Source organism: Pseudomonas sp. ZY71 (genome assembly GCF_036542145.1).
Classification (GTDB): domain Bacteria; phylum Pseudomonadota; class Gammaproteobacteria; order Pseudomonadales; family Pseudomonadaceae; genus Aquipseudomonas; species Aquipseudomonas koreensis_A.
This window is the reverse complement of the sequence record NZ_CP144274.1, coordinates 6,275,842-6,294,515: the sequence shown is the minus strand read 5'-3', so window position 1 is coordinate 6,294,515 and position 18,674 is coordinate 6,275,842. Positions and strand designations below refer to the sequence as shown.

Genomic DNA, 18,674 nt, shown 5'->3' with positions numbered 1-18,674 from the left:
CAAGAGCTGACCACCGAACAGATTCAACAATCGCTGCAAGGCATCAGTGTGCCTGCGCAACCGCAGATCATGGTGGATCTGCAAATGGAGCAGTACATGCCCGACCCCGACCTGGAGGTGATCGCCAAACTGATCGCCCAGGATCCAGGGTTGTCCGGCTCGCTGCTGAAAATCGTCAACTCGCCGTATTACGGTCTGAGCAACAAGATCACCTCGATTCAGCGCGCAGTGAACCTGCTGGGCAGCCGATCGATCATCAACCTGATCAACGCGCAGTCGATCAAGGGCGAGATGAACGACGACACCATCGTCACCCTCAACCGTTTCTGGGACACCGCCCAGGACGTGGCGATGACCTGTCTGACGCTGGCCAAACGTATCGGTACTCAAGCCGGCGACGAGGCTTACGCCTTGGGTCTGTTCCACGATTGCGGCGTGCCGTTGATGCTGCAGCGGTTCCCCAATTACATGACGGTTCTGGAAAAGGCCTACGCCAATGCCGGCGCCGAATGTCGCGTAGTGGACACTGAGAACAGCGAGTTCAACACCAACCACGCCGTGGTCGGCTACTACACCGCCAAGTCCTGGCGCTTGCCGGAACACGTCAGTGCGGCGATCGCCAATCACCACAACGCCTTGGCAATTTTCAGCGATGAGTCTTCGCGCAACAGCCAGATGAAAAACCTGCTGGCGATCCTGAAAATGGCCGAACACATTTGCGCTTCGTATCGCGTGCTGGGCAACCAGACCGAAGATTTCGAATGGAACGCCGTCGGCCCGCTGGTACTCGACTATGTAGGGCTGTCGGATTACGACTTCGAAACGCTCAAACAAACGATCCGCGACCTCGGCGCGCATTGATTCGAGGACGCCATGCCTGAACTGCCGGAAGTCGAAACCACCCGTCGCGGGATTGCCCCGCATCTGGAAGGCCAGCGCGTCAGTCGGGTGATCGTGCGTGATCGGCGCCTGCGCTGGCCGATCCCGGAAGACCTCGATGTGCGCCTGTCGGGGCAGCGCATCGTGCTGGTCGAGCGTCGTGCCAAGTACCTGTTGATCAACGCCGAAGTCGGCACGTTGATCAGTCATTTGGGCATGTCGGGCAACTTGCGTCTGGTCGAGGTCGGCTTGCCGGCGCTCAAGCATGAACATGTCGATATCGAGCTGGAATCGGGGCTGGCCCTGCGCTACACCGATCCGCGACGGTTCGGCGCGATGTTGTGGAGCAATGATCCACTCAATCACGAACTGCTGATTCGTCTCGGCCCGGAACCACTGACCGATCTGTTCGATGGCGAGCGCTTGTTCCAGCTGTCGCGCGGGCGTTCGATGGCGGTCAAGCCGTTCATCATGGACAACGCAGTGGTCGTGGGCGTCGGCAATATCTATGCGACCGAAGCGCTGTTTGCTGCCGGGATTGATCCGCGCCGCGAGGCGGGAGGGATTTCCCGGGGGCGATACCTGAAACTGGCGATCGAGATCAAACGCATTCTTGCCGCTGCCATTGAGCGTGGCGGGACGACGTTGCGTGATTTCATCGGCGGTGACGGTCAGCCTGGCTATTTCCAGCAGGAGCTGTTTGTCTATGGCCGTGGCGGCGAACACTGCAAGGTCTGTGGCACTGGCTTGCGTGAAGTGAAGCTGGGCCAGCGTGCCAGTGTGTTCTGCCCGCGCTGCCAGAGCTGAGGCAAAAAGCTGAAAAAGTCCTACGGTCTATAGTGAGTTGTCTCACTGTTCAGCCCGAAGGATCGTGCCATGAAGTCCTTGCAAGTCCTCTTTGTTGCGCTGCTGCTGTGTTCCAGTCTGGCTGTTCAGGCCACGGAAAACGGCAGCGGTGACCCGCGCTACACCATCCAGAATCCACCGGCCTACGCGATGATCGGCGACTTGCTGATTGCCCGACCTTTATTGGTGGTGGCGACGGTGATCGGTGCGGGGGCGTTTGTCGTGTCGTTACCGTTTACCGCGCTGGGTGGCGGGATTGGCGATGCCGGGCAGGCGTTGGTGGTCGATCCGGCGAAGGCCGCTTTTGTACGGTGCCTGGGGTGTATCGGGGAGGGGTTTGAGCAGCGTGAGTGAGCTGATCAGGGTTTAACTGTGAGGCTGACGGCCTCATCGCGAGCAGGCTCACTCCTACAATTGAAATGCGTTCCAATGTAGGAGTGAGCCTGCTCGCGATGGCGTCGGTACAGGCGCTGAAAAATCAGGCCTTGCCGGTAATCTTGCGGTACTTCTCCATCAACTGTTCTTCAGTCTCCGGATGCGCCTCGTCCAGCGGAATGCAATCCACCGGGCAGACCTGTTGGCACTGTGGTTCGTCGTAGTGGCCGACGCACTGGGTGCACAGGTTGGGGTCGATCACGTAGATCTCTTCGCCCTGGGAGATGGCGGCGTTCGGGCACTCGGGTTCGCAGACGTCGCAGTTGATGCAATCGTCGGTGATGATCAGGGACATGCTAACTCCAGCCGGGGCGGCAGGCCCGGGCGCTATAAATCAATGCGCGCAATTGTGCCGCATTGGCGCGCGCAGTGCACGCTGCTGCGATCAAGGGCTGTAATCAACAGCCAGGATCGCAGCCCGAGCCTTCGGCAGCTCCTACTTTTTAAAGCGTAGGGTCAGCGCGTCAGCCACGGCCGGGTGGACGAACTTGCTGATATCGCCGCCCAGCGCAGCAATTTCCCGTACCAGCGTCGAGGAAATGAACGAATAACGCTCGGACGGGGTGAGAAACAGACTCTCCACATCCGGGGCCAATTGGCGGTTCATGTTGGCCAGCTGGAATTCGTATTCGAAGTCCGACACCGCACGCAAACCACGCAGGAACACGTTGGCGTTCTGCTCTTTGGCGAAATGCGCGAGCAGCGTCGAGAAGCCGACCACTTCCACGTTCGGCAGGTGTTTGGTGACCTCGCGAGCCAGTTCGACCCGTTGTTCCAGCGGGAACAGCGGGTTCTTTTTCGGGCTGGCAGCGACCGCAATGATCACGTGGTCGAACAGGCGCGAGGCGCGTTCGACCAGATCGCCATGGCCCTTGGTAATAGGGTCGAAGGTACCTGGGTACAACACTCGGTTCATCGCGTCGTCCTGGCGGGAGTCCGTTGGGGAGTCGGATGGTATCGCAGCCGTCCCGGTCGGCCAAGTCGCCTGTTGGGTAAGAAAGCACTATAGACGATGGCAATAATCGGTTTTTTCACGGGTTTCTCAGCCGATCGACGAGGGATGTCGCCAGTTGCGCAGTGAGGCCATACACCGACAGCTGCGGGTTGGCGCCAATGCTGGTGGGGAACAGCGAGCCGTCGTGAATCGACAGATTAGCCAGTTGATGATGCCGTCCGAGACTGTCGGTGACCGCGCTTTTCGGGTCTTCGCCCATCGCGCAGCCGCCCATGACATGCGCGCTGCCGAGCCGGGTGCGATACAGCTCAAGGCTCAAACCATCGATCAGCGTGCGCGCTTCGGCCAGGGTTTTCACGTAACGGGCGTCGGCGTGCATCGGCATCACCGATTTTGCGCCGCCGGCGAACTGAATCTCGGCCATGACCTGAAAGGCCCGGCGCAGGCCTTCCCAGGCGTAGGGCGAAACCTGATAGTCGAGCACCGGCGAACCATCGCCACGTAATTCGACTGCACCACCGGTGCTGTCCGGGTGAAAACCGTCGCGCAGCAAGGCCAGCATGGCGTGGGTGTGTGGCAGGTCAGCCATGTGTTGCGCGCTTTCCTCGCCAAAGCCGCCGAGCAGGGTGGCCGCCAGTGCCGGGTGCAGCGGTGGTACTTCAAGTTTGAAGGCCATCGGCCCGGTGGTGCCGTCCTTCCATTGGAAATGATCGGAATAGATCGACTGCGGCGCCCCGTAAAACGGGTTGATGACTTCGTCGAAGCGCGCGGCGGACATGTTCACCGGGTGCAGGAAGGTACGTTTCCCCAGGGTTTTATGCGGGTCCGGAGCGTCCGAACGCAGCAATAGCGCCGGGCTGTTGATGCCGCCGCCGGCCAATACGTAATGCCGCGCCTTGACGCTGATCTTGCGCCCGGTCGGTTCGACGCAGCGCTCATCCATCGCCACGCATTGCAGGCCAGTGACTTTGTCGCCGTTGATCAGCAGTTTCTCCGCGCGAGCGAGATAAAGCAGCTCGCCGCCCTTTTCCAGGGTCGCCGGAATGGTCGTGACCAGCATCGATTGCTTGGCGTTGGTCGGGCAGCCCATGCCGCAATAGCCGAGGTTCCAGCAGCCGCGCACATTGCGCGGGATCACGTGCCAGCTGTAACCGAGGTGTTCGCAGCCTTTGCGGATCACATCGTTGTTGGCATTGGGCGGGACCATCCACGGCGCGACGCCGAGGCGCTGCTCCATTTTCTCGAACCACGGCGCCATCTCGGCGGGGCTGTGGCCTTTGACGTTGTGTTCCTTGGCCCAGTGTTCGAGGGTCGGCTCCGGGGTGCGAAAACTCGAGGTCCAGTTGATCAGCGTCGTGCCGCCGACCGCGCGCCCTTGCAGGATGGTGATCGCGCCGTCCTTGCTCATGCGGCCGATGCCTTCCTGATAGAGGCTGCTGTAGGCCTGGTCTTCAAGCATCTTGAAATCGGAGCTGGTTTTCAGTGGGCCTTCTTCGATCAGCAGGACTTTATAGCCAGCGGCGCTGAGGATTTCCGCCGTGGTGCCGCCACCGGCGCCGCTGCCGATGATTGCTACGTCGGCTTCCAGGGTGAGGTCGTCGCTCAACTGTGCGCCGTTGTAGGTTTTCCAGCCTCGGGCGAGGCCTTCGCGGAACGGGTCGGGTACGGGCATCGGTCAGGTTCTCTTGTTTTTGTTGTTCTGGCGGGCCTCATCGCGAGCAGGCTCACTCCTACATTTGGAATGCGACCCCCTGTAGGAGTGAGCCTGCTCGCGATAGGTGCGACTCAGTCTCAGACCGAAGGCGGGCCGGGATAACCGCAATGCGCCCAAGATTCTGCGCGGGTATACCAGGCCATCATCACCATCTGCTGCAACGAGCTATGCCCCATACGCAACAAACTCAATGAACTGTTCTCCCAACGATCAAGAAAATGCCGCATCGCTTCGGCACTGGCATTTTCCCAACTGCCCCAGATCCCGGTGAGTGGCCCGCGCGTCACCGCCATGCCGAGGACGTCGAACAGCTGCCGGGTGAGTTTGAGCATTTCCGGCGACAGGTGATTAAGGCTGTAGTCCAGCGACTTGAGCGTGCCATCGACAGCGGCCGGCATCTTTTCGGCCACCACGGCGCCGTCGAGCATCACCGGAATCAGTGCGCGCAGAAACAGCAGATCGCCGTCACGCAACGAGACAAAACCGTTGGCCGCGACGCTCGACGAGCAGCCGCTGAGGCTGGCGCCGAGTCCGGCGGTGGCGAGAAACGCCGTGGCGCCGAGGCTGAACTTCAGCAGGCCACGGCGCGACAGTGCGGGTGTTTCGGTCAGGCTTGGGTGCATTATTTTTATTACCCGGCGGTGACGAAGGTTTAGCGAATGAACAGCTTCTGGATCAGTTTCTGAATCGATGTGCCGTAAGGCGGGTAAATCAGTCGGGCGGCGTTGAACCGCTGTTTGATCAGCACGCCTTTGGCTTTGCTGAAGGTCAGGAAGCCTTCGTGACCGTGGTAGTGGCCCATGCCCGAAGCGCCGATACCGCCGAACGGCATATCGTCCTGAGCCACATGCAGCAACGTGTCGTTCAGGCACACGCCGCCGGAATGGGTTTGGTGCAGCACCCGGTTCTGTTCGCGTTTGTCGTAGCCAAAGTAGTAAAGAGCCAGAGGACGTGGCCGCTGATTGATGTAAGCAAATGCCTGCTCGAGATCCTGATACGGCACGATCGGCAGCAGCGGGCCGAAGATTTCGTCCTGCATCACGGTCATCTCGTCGCTGACATTCAGCAGCACACTGTGCGGCATGCGTCGGCCCTGGCCCTGTTCGAACAGCGGAATCAACAGCGCGCCCTTGCTGGTCGCGTCGCTGACGTAGCCGTTGAGCCGCGCCAATTGGCGTTCGTTGATGATCGCCGTGTAGTCCGGATTGTCGGTCAGTGTCGGGTAAAAACCCTGCACCGCCTGGCGATAGGCTTCGACGAAGCCACCGACCCGATCTTCCGGCACCAGCACGTAATCCGGGGCGACGCAGGTCTGCCCGGCGTTGAGGGTTTTGCCGAAGGCGATGCGCTCGGCGGCATCCTTGAGCGGTACGTCGCGGGAGACGATGGCCGGCGATTTGCCGCCCAGTTCCAGTGTCACCGGGGTGAGGTTTTCGGCGGCGGCGCGCATCACGTGTTTGCCGATGCTGGTGGCGCCGGTGAACAGCAAGTGATCGAAGCGCAAACGGGAAAACGCCACGCCGATGTCGGCTTCACCGAGCACCACGCAGACCAGGTCTTCGGGGAAAATTCGCGCCAGCAACTCTTTCATCAGCAAGCCGGTGGCCGGGGTCGATTCGCTGAGTTTGAGCATCACTCGATTGCCCGCCGCCAAGGCGCCGACCAGTGGGCCGACGGCCAGATACAACGGGTAATTCCACGGCACGATGACGCCAATCACGCCGAGTGGCTGATAGACCACTTTTGCCGAAGCAGGCTGGAACGCCATGCCGACCTTGCGCCGCGAAGCTTTCATCCAGCCTTTGAGATGGCGGCTGGCGTAGTGAATGCCGTGCAGGCTCGGCATCAGCTCGGCGAGCAGGGTTTCATCGGCGCTGCGGTGACTGAAATCGGAGCTGATCGCCGCGATCAATGCCTGACGCTCGTTGCTGAGCAAATCACTCAGTGCCTTGAGCCATTGCTGACGCTGGGCGGCGGGTGGCATCGGATTGGCGGCATACGCGGCCCGCTGCGCCTCGAACAACCGGTCCAGCTCGGCCAGCGGTTGTTGCAGCGTTTGCAGGTAAGCAATGTCGGCAGTCATGGTCTGCTCCGGATTTATTGTAGTGATGAACTTTTTAGAGTCTATGCTCTAGAAAGTCAAATGACTTCCTTGCACAGCATTGTTTTATCCATTTCCGGTTAGGTCGTAAGATGCCCCCCAACGCACTCTGAATTAAAGCTCAAGCCATGGCCCCACGAATAAAAACCAGCGAGCGTATCGTGCTGAACAGCCTTGAGCTGTTCAATCAGCAGGGCGAGCGCAGCATCAGCACCAATCACATTGCCGCCCACATGGAGATTTCTCCGGGCAATCTGTACTACCACTTCCCCAACAAGCAGGCGATCATCGCCGTCTTGTTCAGTGAGTACGAAAGCCTCGTGGACAGCTTTCTGCGCCCACCGCAGGGGCGCGCGGCGACGGTCGAGGACAAGCGTTTCTATCTCAAGGAATTGCTCTCGGCGATGTGGCGCTACCGCTTTCTGCACCGCGATCTGGAGCATCTGCTCGACAGCGATCCGGAACTGGCCGCCCGCTATCGGCGTTTTTCCCAGCGTTGCGTGATTCAGGGCGCGGCGATCTACGAAGGTTTCGTCGCTGCCGGGATCCTCGACATGGATCGCGTGCAGATCGAATCCCTGACCCTCAATGCCTGGATCATCCTGACGTCGTGGGTGCGCTTCCTGTGCACCACCCGTGAAAACTCCAACCACCTCAGCGAACAAGCCATTAAACGTGGCGTGTATCAGGTGCTGGTGCTGGAAGCCGGGTTTGTCACTGAGCAGGCGCGAGACGAGGTCAATGCGTTGTTCGAGGAGTTCTACGTGCCGCTGGCCCAGGCCCTCGAAGACGTGAAATAAACCGTTCTGTTGAAATCCCTCAGGAGCCCGCTATGCCGATTGCGCAACTGATCAGCCCCGAAGCACTGGATGCCCGCAAGGCGCAGCCGGGGCTGGTGATTCTCGATTGTCGTTTTGCCCTCGAAGACCCGGACTACGGTCAGCGCAGCTATGCAGAAGGGCACATTGCCGGGGCGAGCTTCGCCGATCTTGAGCGAGACCTCAGCGGTAAAGTGGTCAAAGGCGTGACTGGCCGTCACCCGTTGCCCGAGCCGGCGGCGTTGATCGAGCGGCTGCAAGCGTGGGGCATCAACGCTGACAGCGACGTGGTTTTGTACGATGACGGTCCCGGTGCCTACGCGGCGCGGGCGTGGTGGTTGCTGGCGTGGCTGGGCAAGCGCGATGGCGTGTTCATCCTCGATGGCGGGCTCAAGGCGTGGCATGCGGCGGGGCTGCCGCTGAGTCTGGATGCGCCGACGGTTACCCGTGGCAATTTCAGTGGTCAGCCGGATATGAGCCTGCTGCTCAGCGCCGAGCAATTACAACAGCGCCTCGGCCAGCCAACGCTGACATTGATCGATGCCCGGGGCTTACCGCGTTTCAAGGGCGAGGTCGAGCCGATCGATCCGATTGCCGGGCACATTCCTGGCGCGCAATGCGCGGCATTCACCGACAACCTCGGCAGCGATGGGCGATTCCTGCCGGCGGATCAGCTCAAGCAGCGTTTTGCTGCGAAGCTCGGCGAGCGTTCGCCAGCGGATCTGGTTGCTTATTGCGGTTCTGGCGTGACGGCGTGTCACAACCTGTTTGCATTGTGTCTGGCGGGTTATCCGCTCGGATCGTTGTATGCCGGGTCGTGGAGCGAATGGATCAACGAACCGGCTCGCGGCATCGCCACTGGCGAATAGTCACCACACATCCCTGTAGGAGTGAGCCTGCTCGCGATAGCGGTGTGTCAGTCACCTTTACCTTTACTGACACACCGCTATCGCGAGCAGGCTCACTCCTACAAGGGAACGGCGTTGTCTGAAGGAAATTGTCGGGCGCTGCGGTACGCGGCGGGTCCGACGCCATATGCCTGCTTGAACTGCCGGCTCAAATGGCTCTGGTCGGCAAACCCCAATTGTGTGGCGACCTCCACGGGCAGGCAGCCGTGCTGCAGAAGTGCCCGCGCCTGGGCGATGCGTTGCTGCATCAGCCAGGTGTGCGGCGGCATGCCGGTGGCGCGGCGGAACACTCGGGCGAAATGGAAGGGCGACAGATTGACCGCCGCCGCCAGCTCTTCCAGTGACGGTGGCGCTGCCAGTTGTGCGTGCAGCAGTTCTTTGCCCAACAGCACTGCGCGGTGTTCCTTGCCAGCTCGACCGGGCACTGGCACCGCTGCATGGCGCTGCAACAGCCGCAACATCATCTCGCGCCACACCGTTTGCTGTTGCAGTGCGGTGGCCGGGCTTTCCAGCAAACGGTGCAACTGCGCAAAGCCGTTGACCAGATCCGCATCGCGATACAGTGTGGCGCCGAACGCCGGCAGGTTGCTGGTAGACAGTTCAAGCTCATCCAGCAGCGAAACGATTTGCGCGGTATCGGGATAAAACGCCCGATACAGCCAGCCGTCCTCGGTGCCCTTGTGCCCGGTGTGCAGCTCGTCCGGATTGATCAACACCAGTGTGCCGCTGCCAGCCAAATGTTCGGCGCCGCGATAGCGATAACGCTGGGCGCCGGCCATGATCATGCCGATAACGAATCCGTCATGCACATGCGGGGCGAAACGATGCTCGATGTAGCGTGCCGACAACAACTCGACCCCGGCCAGTGGCGCGGTTTGCCAGAAACGGATCGACTCGCCCTGATCGCTCATGCGGGCACGCGAGCCAGCCACTGCGGAATGCGTCGTTCCAGATAGTAGCCGGGCTGACGAATCGAGCCGTCGACGAAGCCGACATGTCCGCCACGTGCCTGCAGTTCGAAGGCAGTCGAGGCCGACAGCTCACTGGCCTGCGGCAAGCTGTGCGGGAATACGAACGGATCGTCCGCCGCCTGAATGATCAGGGTCGGCGTGCGGATTTCGCCGAGGAAGTAACGGCTCGAAGCGCGGCGATAGTAATCCTCGGCATCATTGAAACCGTGCAATGGCGCGGTTACCCGGCCATCGAAATCCCAGAAGGTGCGCATGTTTTCCAGCGAGCCAAGGGCTGCCAGCGCGGCGAGTCCGTCTTCGCGACCGTCATGCTGAAACTGCCGTTGCTTGTTCTTGATGTAGGCGACCATCTCGCGCATGAAGTGCGCTTGATAGACCTTGGAAAATCCCTGGCCGATGCGGTCGGCGCATTGATCAAGGCGAAACGGCACCGATACCGCCACCGCGCCGAGTACGCCACTGGCGCTACCGGTTTCCCCAAGATGTTTGAGCAGCACGTTGCCGCCCAACGAATAGCCGACGGCATACAACGGTGCCAGCGGTCGTTTCGCGCGCAGGTGCTTGATGGTTTCGGCGAGGTCCTCGCTGGCACCGGAATGGTAGCTGCGCGGGAGCAGATTCGGCTCGCCCGAGCAGCCGCGCCAGTTCAGCGCGACACTGGCCCAGCCTTGATCGGCCAAGGCCTTTTGGATACCCGCTACATAAGGCGAATTGGAAGAGCCGGTCAGCCCATGCAGCACCAGCACCAGGGGCGCATCGGCGGTGTGCGGGCCGTGCCAGTCGAGGTCGAGGAAGTCGCCATCCTCAAGCCACAGGCGTTCGCGTTCACGCTCGATATGCACGGTTTTGCGCCACAGCGGTCCCCACAAGGTTTGCAGGTGCGGATTGCCGAGGCCGAAGGCGGGGGTGAAGCGTTCTGACGAAGGGGGCACGATGGTTCTCGATGCAGCGCGGCGACCCTGTTGGAAGGGGCGCCGCCTATTCAGGCCGGTCGGTTAACCGGCGATCTCTGCCGTACGTTGCCACAGCGCGTAGTAAACCCGGCCGGATTTCTGTTCGCGGTGCAGGCGCCAGTTGCCCGGCAGGCCCAGCGTCGATGGCGCCGTTTCGCTTTCAGTGTAGATCCACGAGTCGGGCGCCAGCCACTGACGCTCTTCGAGCAAGGTGCAAACGGTTGGCAGCAGGTTCTGGTTGAACGGCGGGTCGAGGAATACCAGATCGAATGCACTGGCGGTCTGGGTTTCCAGATAACGCAGGGCATCAGCCGTTTGTACCTGACCGTTGGTGCAGCGCAGGGTGCCGAGGTGTTCTTTCAGGCTGGACACCGCAATGTTGCTGGCGTCCAGCGCTTGACCCATGGCGGCGCCACGCGACAACGCTTCGAGAAACAGCGCGCCGCTGCCGGCGAACGGATCAAGCACCTTGGCCCCTTCAACGTACGGTGCGAGCCAGTTGAACAGGGTTTCACGCACGCGATCCGGCGTCGGGCGCAGGCCCGGCGCGTCGGGGAAGCTCAGCTTGCGGCTGCGCCATTGGCCGCCAATGATGCGCAACTGGTTCACGCCGTTGTGGACGTTATGCGCAGGCTTTTTAGGGGTACGAGTCGCCATTAATGCTCCGGAACCCCGAGCGGTTGCTCGGCAGGTTTATCAGATGGGGCCGGTAACGGCTTTTGCGGCACGGTTGGACCCGCGGTGACGATGACCATTTTGTCCGTGCTCAGGTGTTTGTTCAGGGCGTCGCGGACTTGTTCCACGGTCAGGCTTTGCGACTGACGCATGAAGTCATCCAGATAGCTCAGCGGCAGATTATAGAAGCCCATCGCGCCGAGTTGGCCGACGATATCGGCATTGCTCGCGGTGGACAGCGGGAAGCTGCCGGCCAGCTCGCGTTTGGCGTCGTCGAGTTCTTTCTGCGTCGGCCCGGTTTTCAGGTAGTCGGCGAGCACGTCCTGCACCAGTTTCAGGGTGCCTTCGCTCATTTCCGCGCGGGTCTGCAGGTTGATCATGAACGGGCCGCGTGCCTGCATCGGGCTGAAGGCCGAGTACACGCCGTAGGTCAGGCCACGTTTCTCACGCACTTCGCTCATCAGGCGCGTGCCGAAACCGCCGCCACCGAGGATCTGGTTGCCCATCGACAGCGCCGCGTAATCCGGATCGTCCCGATCGATACCCAGTTGCGCGATCATCAGATTGGTCTGCTTCGACGGGAACTCGATGTGGTTGATGCTGGCCTTCGGTTCCTGCGGCTGAGCGATCTTCGCCAGCGCCGGGCCTTTCGGCAGGGCCGAGGAGACCTGATTGGCAATCGCCTCGGCTTCGGTGCGAGACAGGTCGCCGACCAGCGCGATCACCACGTTGCCGGCCGCGTAGGCCTTGGCGTGGAATTCACGCAATTGCGCGAGGGTGATCTTCGGCACGCTTTGCGGATTGCCGTCGCTCGAATGCGCGTACGGGTGATCGCCGTACAGACGCTTCATCAGCTCAAGGCTGGCGAGTTTGCCGGGGTTCTGTTTCTGGTATTCGAAACCGGCGAGCATCTGGTTCTTGATGCGCGCGAACGAGTCGGCCGGGAAGGTCGGTTTGCCGATGACTTCCGAGAACAGCTTCAAAGCAGGCTCGCGCTTGTCGGCAGCACTCAGGCTGCGCAGCGAGGCCAGCGCCATGTCCTTGAACGCACCGTTGCCGAAATCCGCACCCAGGCCTTCAAAGCCCTGAGCGATGGCGCCGACGTCTTTGCCGGCGACACCTTCGTTGAGCATCGCGTTGGTCAGCACCGCCAGACCCGATGCGCTGCCGTCCTGGCTGCTGCCAGCGGCGAAGATCAGGCGCATGTCGAACATCGGCAGCTCGTGGGCTTCGACGAACAACACCTTGGCGCCCTCGGCGGTGTTCCAGGTCTGTACGTCGAGCTTGCGGCTGGCCGGGGCCTTGCCGTCGAGTTCGGTGAGTGATTGCAGCTTCTGGCCGGACTTGGCGTTGTCCAAGGCTTCGCTGGCATTGCTGTCAGCGCCTGGCGTCAGGTACAGCGCGGCAGAGCCGATCACCGCTACGGCGATCAGGCCAAGCAGCAGGCGTGGGGATTTGCGCTTACTCATGAGTCGTCTCCAGTGGCAGGACGTGGGCGACGCTGAGACGTTCGCGGGTGAAATACAGCTTGGCGGCGTTCTGGATGTCTTGCGGGGTCACACTTTCCAGATCGGCGAGTTCGGTGTCCATCAGCTTCCACGACAGACCGACGGTTTCCAGTTGGCCAATCGCCGTGGCCTGGCTGGTGATCGAATCACGCTCGAAGACCAGACCGGCAATCACTTGCGCACGCACGCGCTCCAGTTCTGCGGCGGACGGCGCGGTGGTTTTCAGCTGTTCCAGCAGTTTCCACAGACCGGCCTCCGCTTGCGCCATGGTCTTTTTCTTCTGCGTGTTCGGGGTTGCCGACAGGGTGAACAGGCTGTCGCCACGGGTGTAAGCGTCGTAGCTCGACGAACCGCCAGAGACCAGCTCTTCGCCGCGCTCCAGTTGCGTCGGGATGCGCCCGCTGTAACCACCGTCGAGCAGCGCCGAGATCAGACGCAGAGCGTTGACCGAGCGCTTGTCTTCAGCCGTGGCAATGCTCGGTACGTTGAAGCCGAGCATCAAGCTAGGCAGCTGCGTTTGCACATGCAGGGTGATCTGGCGTTCGCCGGGTTCGGCCAATTCCAGTGGTTTTTTCGCCGGCGGCACGTCGCGCTTGGCGATCGGGCCGAAATAGCGCTGGGCGAGGGTTTTCACTTCGTCCGGAGTAACGTCACCGACTACGACCAGCGTGGCGTTGTTCGGCACATACCAGGATTGGTACCAGTGGCGCAGTTCTTCGACCTTCATGCGGTCGAGGTCGGCCATCCAGCCAATGGTCGGCGTGTGGTAGCCGCTGGCCGGGTAAGCCATGGCCTTGTAGCGCTCGTAGGCTTTGGACATTGGCTTGTCATCGGTGCGCAAGCGGCGCTCTTCCTTGATGACTTCGATTTCCTTGGCGAACTCGTCGGCCGGCAGGCGCAGATTGGCCATGCGGTCGGCTTCCAGTTCAAAGGCCACGCCCAGACGGTCGCGAGCCAGCACCTGGTAATAAGCGGTGAAGTCGTCGCTGGTGAAGGCGTTCTCTTCGGCGCCCAAGTCGCGAAGGATCAGCGACGCTTCGCCGGGGCCGACTTTCTCGCTGCCCTTGAACATCATGTGCTCAAGCGCGTGGGACAGACCGGTCTGGCCCGGGGTTTCGTAGCTGGAACCAACCTTGTACCAGACCTGCGACACCACCACTGGCGCGCGATGGTCTTCGCGCACGACGACCTTGAGGCCGTTGTCGAGGGTGAATTCGTGGGTCGGTTGCGGGTCGGCCGCCAAGGCCGAAAGGGGCAGGCAGACTGTGCTGAGCAGCAGGCCTGCGGCGCGGCGGGCTAGAGCATTCATTCGTTTTTTAACCTGTTGGGCTGCCCGCTTGGTCTTAGCGTCGGCGGGCGAGAGGGTGCTAGGATACTGATCCGTTTTACTGGCGACCACGCCTATCAGGTTTTCAGACCTGATCCGGCTGAATGGGTTTGCGGCAGAAAGCTGCGGTTTATCGACTAAACTTCGCTTTTTCGCCGAATTTGCCGGTTTAGTCCTTCGTTTATACGATTCTTTGGGGTGCCGCTGGCGCCTCGACAAAATGTTGCGCGTGAACAAGCTGGATGAAACACAGTCTGTTCTGCATCGAATATTTATTTGCCGGGGCGCCCTTATGGCGCGTCGCTACCGTGAGATAGCCGTCCTCCATGTTTGGTTCCAACGACGACAAGAAGACCCCAGCTGCGGCTGGCGAGAAGAAAAGCCTGTTCGGATGGCTGCGTAAGAAACCGCAGGAACCCGTCGTCGAACAGCCGCCGGTGATTCCTGAGCCAGCCCCTGCGCCGGCTCCAGTCATAGAAGAAGAGCCGGCACCGATTGTGCTGCCGATTGCCGAGCCGGTGCTGCAGCCGGTTGAGCCAGAACCCGAGCCCGAAGCGCCTGTGGCGGCTGAACTGCCGCTGACCCCGGCGGCCGAGCCGTGGCTGACTTTGCCAGTGGCGGAAGAGCCGGTGGCGTTGGTTGAAGAGGCTGCGCCGCACGTTACGCCAGTGATTCCTGCGCCTGCTGCGTTTGTGTCCGAGGTGGCGCCGGTGCCTGTGGTTGAACCGGTTGTCGAGCCTGCGCCGGTTGTTGCAGAGCCTGTGGTTGCTGAACTTGTTGTTCCTGAGTCTGTTGCTCCGGTGGTTGTCGCCCCCGTTGCCCCGGTCATTCAACAACCCGAGCCTGCACCTGCATCTGCACCGGTTGTCGCTGCTCCTGTTACTCCAGTTGAAGTGATTGCCGAGGCCCCCGTCGAAGCCCCGCGCACCGAAGAAACCAAAGCCGGTTTCTTCGCCCGTCTCAAGCAAGGCCTGTCGAAAACCAGCGCCAGCATCGGCGAGGGCATGGCCAGCCTGTTCCTCGGCCGTAAAACCATCGACGACGATCTGCTTGATGACCTCGAAACCCGTCTGCTCACCGCCGACGTCGGTGTCGAAGCCACCACGCAGATCATCCAGCGCCTGACCCAGAAGGTCGCCCGCAAAGAGCTGGCCGATGCCGACGCGCTGTACAAATCCCTGCAGGCCGAACTGGCCGCGATGCTCAAACCGGTGGAACAACCGCTGAAGATCGTTTCGCAGAACAAGCCATTCGTGATTCTGGTGGTTGGCGTCAACGGCGCCGGCAAAACCACCACCATTGGCAAACTGGCGAAGAAGCTGCAACTGGAAGGCAAGAAAGTCATGCTCGCCGCCGGTGACACCTTCCGCGCCGCCGCTGTGGAGCAATTGCAGGTCTGGGGCGAGCGCAACAAGATCCCGGTGATCGCTCAGCACACCGGCGCCGACTCGGCTTCGGTGATCTTCGACGCCGTGCAGGCCGCCAAGGCCCGTGGCATCGACGTATTGATCGCTGACACCGCCGGTCGTCTGCACACCAAAGACAACCTGATGGAAGAACTGAAAAAGGTTCGCCGGGTCATCGGCAAGCTCGACGCCGACGCCCCGCACGAAGTGCTGCTGGTGCTCGACGCCGGTACTGGCCAGAACGCCATCAACCAGGCCAAGCAATTCAACCAGACCGTCGAACTGACCGGTCTGGCGCTGACCAAACTCGACGGTACCGCCAAGGGCGGGGTGATTTTCGCCCTGGCCAAGCAGTTCGGCCTGCCGATCCGCTACATCGGCGTCGGTGAAGGCATCGACGACTTGCGCACTTTTGAAGCCGAACCCTTTGTCCAGGCACTGTTTGCCGAGCGGGAGCGTTCATGATTCGTTTCGAACAGGTCGGTAAACGCTACCCGAACGGTCACGTCGGCTTGCATGAGCTGAGCTTTCGAGTCCGTCGTGGCGAGTTCTTGTTTGTCACCGGCCACTCCGGTGCCGGTAAATCCACCCTGTTGCGCCTGTTGCTGGCGATGGAACGCCCGACCAGCGGCAAACTGCTGTTGGCCGGGCAAGACCTGAGCACCATCAGCAACGCGCAGATTCCGTTCCTGCGCCGACAGATCGGCGTGGTGTTCCAGAATCACCAGTTGCTGTTCGATCGCACGGTGTTCAATAACGTCGCCTTGCCGCTGCAGATTCTTGGCTTGTCCAAGGCCGAAATCGCCAAGCGTGTCGATTCGGCGCTGGAGCGCGTGGCACTTTCGGATAAAACCGATCTGTATCCGGGCGACCTGTCCACCGGTCAGCAACAGCGTGTCGGTATTGCCCGCGCGATCGTGCACCGTCCGGCCTTGCTGCTGGCGGACGAACCGACCGGTAACCTCGACCCGCGTCTGGCGGCGGAAATCATGGGCGTGTTCGAAGACATCAACCGTCTGGGCACCAGCGTGCTGATTGCCAGTCACGACTTGGCCCTGATCGCGCGTATGCGTCACCGCATGCTGACCCTGCAACGCGGCCGATTGATTGGCGACGGGGAGGCCGGCGAATGAGTGCGACTCGCAGTCCGAAGGTTTCCGAACGCGTGGCCCCGAAAGCCGCCGATCCGCAGCCGCCAAAGAAGAAAAAGCACGACGAGGACGATGGTCCTGACTTCGCCACGCTGTTCCGTGCCTGGGTCGAAAGCCATCGCGCCAGCCTGCTCGACAGCCTGCGTCGTTTGGGCAAACAGCCGATTGGCAGCTTCTTCACCTGCATGGTCATGGCGGTCGCGCTGAGTCTGCCGATGGGGCTTTCGCTGTTGCTTAACAACGTCGAACGTCTTGGCGGTTCGTGGCAGCGGGCGGCGCAGATTTCACTGTACCTGCAACTCGACGCCAGCCCTGAGCAAGGCGAGTCGTTGCGTGAACAGATCAAAGGCATGCCCGGCGTAGCTGATGCTGAATATGTCGGTCGCGATCAGGCGCTGGAGGAGTTCCAGCAACAGTCCGGACTGGGCGAAGCCCTGCGTGAGCTGCCGGAGAACCCGTTGCCGGGCGTGGTGCTGGTCACCCCGAACGAAGTCGACAAGCCAACGCTGGAAGCATTAAGACAAAAACTTTCCGAGTTGCCCAAGGTACAACAGGCGCAACTTGATCTAGTCTGGGTCGAGCGTCTGGCCGCCATCCTCAAGCTTGGCGATCGTTTTGTCTTCGGTCTGACGGTGCTTTTGGTTTCTGCATTACTTTTGGTGATAGGCAATACCATTCGTCTTCATATTGAAAACCGCCGCACCGAGATAGAAGTGATTAAACTCGTCGGCGGCACTGACAGCTACGTGCGTCGTCCCTTCCTTTATATGGGCGCGTTGTATGGCTTCGGTGCGGGACTGTTGTCCTGGGGTGTATTGGCGTTCGGCCTGAACTGGCTGAACGATGCGGTGGTTGGACTGGCCGGCTTGTACGGCAGTGATTTCGCGCTGGCCGGAGTGCCAGTTGCCGACGGTCTGTCGCTCTTGCTTGGCGCGGTGCTGTTGGGTTATATCGGTGCATGGATTGCAGTCGCACGCCATCTCAGGGAGTTGGCGCCGAAGTAGAATCTTTTTTGCGCGTGATTGACCTTGCGGTTTTTTTGGGAACTTGCACTTGAATTCCCGGTCAATTTTTCGCAGTGCCGAGAGGCACGAGTATGTAAGTGGGAGGTTTTTTCGTATGACCAATTCTTTGCAACCTGCGTATGCGTTGGTTCCGGGTGCGAACCTGGAAGCTTACGTGCACACCGTCAACAGCATTCCATTGCTGACGCCGGAGCAGGAGCGTGAACTGGCCGAGAGTCTCTACTATGAGCAGGATTTGGGGGCGGCTCGGCAGATGGTGCTCGCCCACCTGCGTTTTGTCGTACACATTGCCCGTAGCTATTCCGGCTACGGTCTGGCTCAGGCTGACCTGATCCAGGAAGGTAACGTCGGCCTGATGAAGGCCGTGAAGCGCTTCAACCCGGAAATGGGTGTGCGTCTGGTGTCGTTCGCCGTGCACTGGATCAAGGCGGAAATTCACGAGTTCATCCTGCGCAACTGGCGCATTGTGAAAGTCGCGACCACCAAGGCCCAGCGCAAGCTGTTCTTCAACCTGCGCAGCCAGAAGAAGCGTCTGGCGTGGCTGAACAACGAGGAAGTCCACCGTGTGGCGGAAAGCCTCGGCGTTGAACCGCGTGAAGTGCGCGAGATGGAAAGTCGCCTGACCGGCCATGACATGGCCTTCGACCCGGCCGCGGAAGCGGACGACGACAGTGCTTTCCAGTCGCCGGCCAACTATCTGGAAGACCACCGGTACGACCCGGCGCGTCAACTGGAAGATGCCGACTGGAGCGACAACTCCAACAGCAACCTGCACGAAGCGCTGGAAGTGCTGGACGAGCGCAGCCGTGACATCCTCTACCAGCGCTGGCTGGCAGAAGAGAAAGCCACGCTGCACGACCTGGCGCAGAAGTACAACGTGTCGGCCGAGCGAATCCGTCAGCTCGAGAAGAGTGCGATGAACAAGCTCAAGTTGTCGATCGCCGCATAACCGGCGCCTCGGCAATAAAAAACGCCCCGATCAGCGATGATCGGGGCGTTTTT

19 protein-coding genes are annotated in these 18,674 nt (G+C 60.9%); 9 read left to right on the top strand and 10 right to left on the bottom strand.

The features are described from left to right. Nucleotides 1–48: 48 nt before the first annotated feature. From VY732_RS28035 to VY732_RS28025, 3 genes are all read left to right on the top strand, one after another. On the top strand, nucleotides 49–861 hold the full coding sequence (locus VY732_RS28035) for an HDOD domain-containing protein (RefSeq protein ID WP_177412531.1): 813 nt from the start codon (nucleotides 49–51) through the stop codon (nucleotides 859–861). A gap of 12 nt (nucleotides 862–873) precedes the next feature. After that, entirely contained in the window at nucleotides 874–1,686 is an 813-nt protein-coding gene (mutM, locus tag VY732_RS28030; protein WP_007913582.1) for a bifunctional DNA-formamidopyrimidine glycosylase/DNA-(apurinic or apyrimidinic site) lyase, read from the top strand. A 69-nt stretch (nucleotides 1,687–1,755) separates the two neighbouring features. Further along, entirely contained in the window at nucleotides 1,756–2,079 is a 324-nt protein-coding gene (locus tag VY732_RS28025; protein ID WP_116028419.1) for a multidrug transporter, read from the top strand. Nucleotides 2,080–2,203: 124 nt separating this feature from the next. Here VY732_RS28025 and VY732_RS28020 read toward each other — a convergent pair whose 3' ends face one another. From VY732_RS28020 to VY732_RS28000, 5 genes are all read right to left on the bottom strand, one after another. Beyond that, nucleotides 2,204–2,455, bottom strand: coding sequence for a YfhL family 4Fe-4S dicluster ferredoxin (locus VY732_RS28020; protein ID WP_003195146.1), 252 nt, complete (start codon nucleotides 2,453–2,455; stop codon nucleotides 2,204–2,206). A 141-nt stretch (nucleotides 2,456–2,596) separates the two neighbouring features. Then, nucleotides 2,597–3,076 (bottom strand): pantetheine-phosphate adenylyltransferase, encoded by a 480-nt coding sequence (gene coaD, locus VY732_RS28015; protein ID WP_003229157.1) that lies wholly within the window; start codon nucleotides 3,074–3,076, stop codon nucleotides 2,597–2,599. Nucleotides 3,077–3,191: 115 nt separating this feature from the next. After that, entirely contained in the window at nucleotides 3,192–4,787 is a 1,596-nt protein-coding gene (locus VY732_RS28010; protein ID WP_331692907.1) for a GMC family oxidoreductase, read from the bottom strand. Nucleotides 4,788–4,906: 119 nt separating this feature from the next. Next, a complete protein-coding gene (locus tag VY732_RS28005) occupies nucleotides 4,907–5,452 on the bottom strand; it encodes a twin-arginine translocation pathway signal protein (protein WP_212620838.1) in 546 nt (181 codons plus the stop codon). A 29-nt stretch (nucleotides 5,453–5,481) separates the two neighbouring features. After that, on the bottom strand, nucleotides 5,482–6,912 hold the full coding sequence (locus VY732_RS28000) for a coniferyl aldehyde dehydrogenase (RefSeq protein WP_331692905.1): 1,431 nt from the start codon (nucleotides 6,910–6,912) through the stop codon (nucleotides 5,482–5,484). 146 nt (nucleotides 6,913–7,058) lie between these two features. Here VY732_RS28000 and VY732_RS27995 point away from each other — a divergent pair, with 146 nt between their 5' ends. Together VY732_RS27995 and VY732_RS27990 are read left to right on the top strand one after the other, a co-directional pair. Continuing rightward, a complete protein-coding gene (locus VY732_RS27995) occupies nucleotides 7,059–7,730 on the top strand; it encodes a TetR/AcrR family transcriptional regulator (RefSeq protein WP_007913599.1) in 672 nt (223 codons plus the stop codon). Nucleotides 7,731–7,762: 32 nt separating this feature from the next. Then, the gene (locus VY732_RS27990) at nucleotides 7,763–8,617 is read left to right on the top strand and encodes a sulfurtransferase (protein ID WP_331692903.1); all 855 of its coding nucleotides are present in this window, start codon (nucleotides 7,763–7,765) and stop codon (nucleotides 8,615–8,617) included. A 98-nt stretch (nucleotides 8,618–8,715) separates the two neighbouring features. Here the strand turns inward: VY732_RS27990 and VY732_RS27985 are convergent, their stop codons facing one another. The 5 genes from VY732_RS27985 to VY732_RS27965 form a co-directional block, all read right to left on the bottom strand. After that, on the bottom strand, nucleotides 8,716–9,567 hold the full coding sequence (locus VY732_RS27985) for an AraC family transcriptional regulator (protein ID WP_137217450.1): 852 nt from the start codon (nucleotides 9,565–9,567) through the stop codon (nucleotides 8,716–8,718). Further along, nucleotides 9,564–10,559, bottom strand: a complete 996-nt coding sequence (locus VY732_RS27980; protein WP_331692901.1) for a hydrolase — start codon at nucleotides 10,557–10,559, stop codon at nucleotides 9,564–9,566. Before VY732_RS27980 ends, VY732_RS27985 begins: the two co-directional genes overlap by 4 nt. A gap of 63 nt (nucleotides 10,560–10,622) precedes the next feature. Next, complete coding sequence (gene rsmD, locus VY732_RS27975) at nucleotides 10,623–11,237, bottom strand: 16S rRNA (guanine(966)-N(2))-methyltransferase RsmD (protein ID WP_116028413.1); 615 nt, start codon at nucleotides 11,235–11,237, stop codon at nucleotides 10,623–10,625. Further along, the gene (locus VY732_RS27970) at nucleotides 11,237–12,724 is read right to left on the bottom strand and encodes a M16 family metallopeptidase (RefSeq protein WP_331692899.1); all 1,488 of its coding nucleotides are present in this window, start codon (nucleotides 12,722–12,724) and stop codon (nucleotides 11,237–11,239) included. Before VY732_RS27970 ends, rsmD begins: the two co-directional genes overlap by 1 nt. After that, entirely contained in the window at nucleotides 12,717–14,072 is a 1,356-nt protein-coding gene (locus tag VY732_RS27965; protein WP_141126259.1) for a M16 family metallopeptidase, read from the bottom strand. Before VY732_RS27965 ends, VY732_RS27970 begins: the two co-directional genes overlap by 8 nt. 344 nt (nucleotides 14,073–14,416) lie before the next feature. Here VY732_RS27965 and ftsY point away from each other — a divergent pair, with 344 nt between their 5' ends. The 4 genes from ftsY (at nucleotide 14,417) to rpoH (ending at nucleotide 18,621) form a co-directional block, all read left to right on the top strand. Then, entirely contained in the window at nucleotides 14,417–15,961 is a 1,545-nt protein-coding gene (gene ftsY / locus VY732_RS27960; RefSeq protein ID WP_331692897.1) for a signal recognition particle-docking protein FtsY, read from the top strand. Further along, a complete protein-coding gene (gene ftsE / locus VY732_RS27955; RefSeq protein WP_008065082.1) occupies nucleotides 15,958–16,629 on the top strand; it encodes a cell division ATP-binding protein FtsE in 672 nt (223 codons plus the stop codon). The genes ftsY and ftsE overlap by 4 nt, the downstream gene beginning before the upstream one ends. Beyond that, nucleotides 16,626–17,651 (top strand): permease-like cell division protein FtsX, encoded by a 1,026-nt coding sequence (gene ftsX / locus VY732_RS27950; RefSeq protein ID WP_077574909.1) that lies wholly within the window; start codon nucleotides 16,626–16,628, stop codon nucleotides 17,649–17,651. Before ftsE ends, ftsX begins: the two co-directional genes overlap by 4 nt. Before the next feature lie 115 nt (nucleotides 17,652–17,766). Beyond that, a complete protein-coding gene (gene rpoH, locus VY732_RS27945) occupies nucleotides 17,767–18,621 on the top strand; it encodes an RNA polymerase sigma factor RpoH (protein ID WP_007913617.1) in 855 nt (284 codons plus the stop codon). The last annotated feature ends 53 nt before the right edge of the window (nucleotides 18,622–18,674 follow it).

What these genes read in the sequence shown, in the direction of transcription:
- mutM (WP_007913582.1), top strand. Translation starts at nt 874, where the DNA reads ATGCCTGAACTGCCGGAAGTCGAAACCACCCGTCGCGGGATTGCCCCG.
- VY732_RS28025 (WP_116028419.1), top strand. Translation starts at nt 1,756, where the DNA reads ATGAAGTCCTTGCAAGTCCTCTTTGTTGCGCTGCTGCTGTGTTCCAGT.
- VY732_RS28020 (WP_003195146.1), bottom strand. Translation starts at nt 2,455, where the DNA reads ATGTCCCTGATCATCACCGACGATTGCATCAACTGCGACGTCTGCGAA.
- coaD (WP_003229157.1), bottom strand. Translation starts at nt 3,076, where the DNA reads ATGAACCGAGTGTTGTACCCAGGTACCTTCGACCCTATTACCAAGGGC.
- VY732_RS28010 (WP_331692907.1), bottom strand. Translation starts at nt 4,787, where the DNA reads ATGCCCGTACCCGACCCGTTCCGCGAAGGCCTCGCCCGAGGCTGGAAA.
- VY732_RS28005 (WP_212620838.1), bottom strand. Translation starts at nt 5,452, where the DNA reads ATGCACCCAAGCCTGACCGAAACACCCGCACTGTCGCGCCGTGGCCTG.
- VY732_RS28000 (WP_331692905.1), bottom strand. Translation starts at nt 6,912, where the DNA reads ATGACTGCCGACATTGCTTACCTGCAAACGCTGCAACAACCGCTGGCC.
- VY732_RS27995 (WP_007913599.1), top strand. Translation starts at nt 7,059, where the DNA reads ATGGCCCCACGAATAAAAACCAGCGAGCGTATCGTGCTGAACAGCCTT.
- VY732_RS27990 (WP_331692903.1), top strand. Translation starts at nt 7,763, where the DNA reads ATGCCGATTGCGCAACTGATCAGCCCCGAAGCACTGGATGCCCGCAAG.
- VY732_RS27985 (WP_137217450.1), bottom strand. Translation starts at nt 9,567, where the DNA reads ATGAGCGATCAGGGCGAGTCGATCCGTTTCTGGCAAACCGCGCCACTG.
- rsmD (WP_116028413.1), bottom strand. Translation starts at nt 11,237, where the DNA reads ATGGCGACTCGTACCCCTAAAAAGCCTGCGCATAACGTCCACAACGGC.
- VY732_RS27970 (WP_331692899.1), bottom strand. Translation starts at nt 12,724, where the DNA reads ATGAGTAAGCGCAAATCCCCACGCCTGCTGCTTGGCCTGATCGCCGTA.
- VY732_RS27965 (WP_141126259.1), bottom strand. Translation starts at nt 14,072, where the DNA reads ATGAATGCTCTAGCCCGCCGCGCCGCAGGCCTGCTGCTCAGCACAGTC.
- ftsY (WP_331692897.1), top strand. Translation starts at nt 14,417, where the DNA reads ATGTTTGGTTCCAACGACGACAAGAAGACCCCAGCTGCGGCTGGCGAG.
- ftsE (WP_008065082.1), top strand. Translation starts at nt 15,958, where the DNA reads ATGATTCGTTTCGAACAGGTCGGTAAACGCTACCCGAACGGTCACGTC.
- ftsX (WP_077574909.1), top strand. Translation starts at nt 16,626, where the DNA reads ATGAGTGCGACTCGCAGTCCGAAGGTTTCCGAACGCGTGGCCCCGAAA.
- rpoH (WP_007913617.1), top strand. Translation starts at nt 17,767, where the DNA reads ATGACCAATTCTTTGCAACCTGCGTATGCGTTGGTTCCGGGTGCGAAC.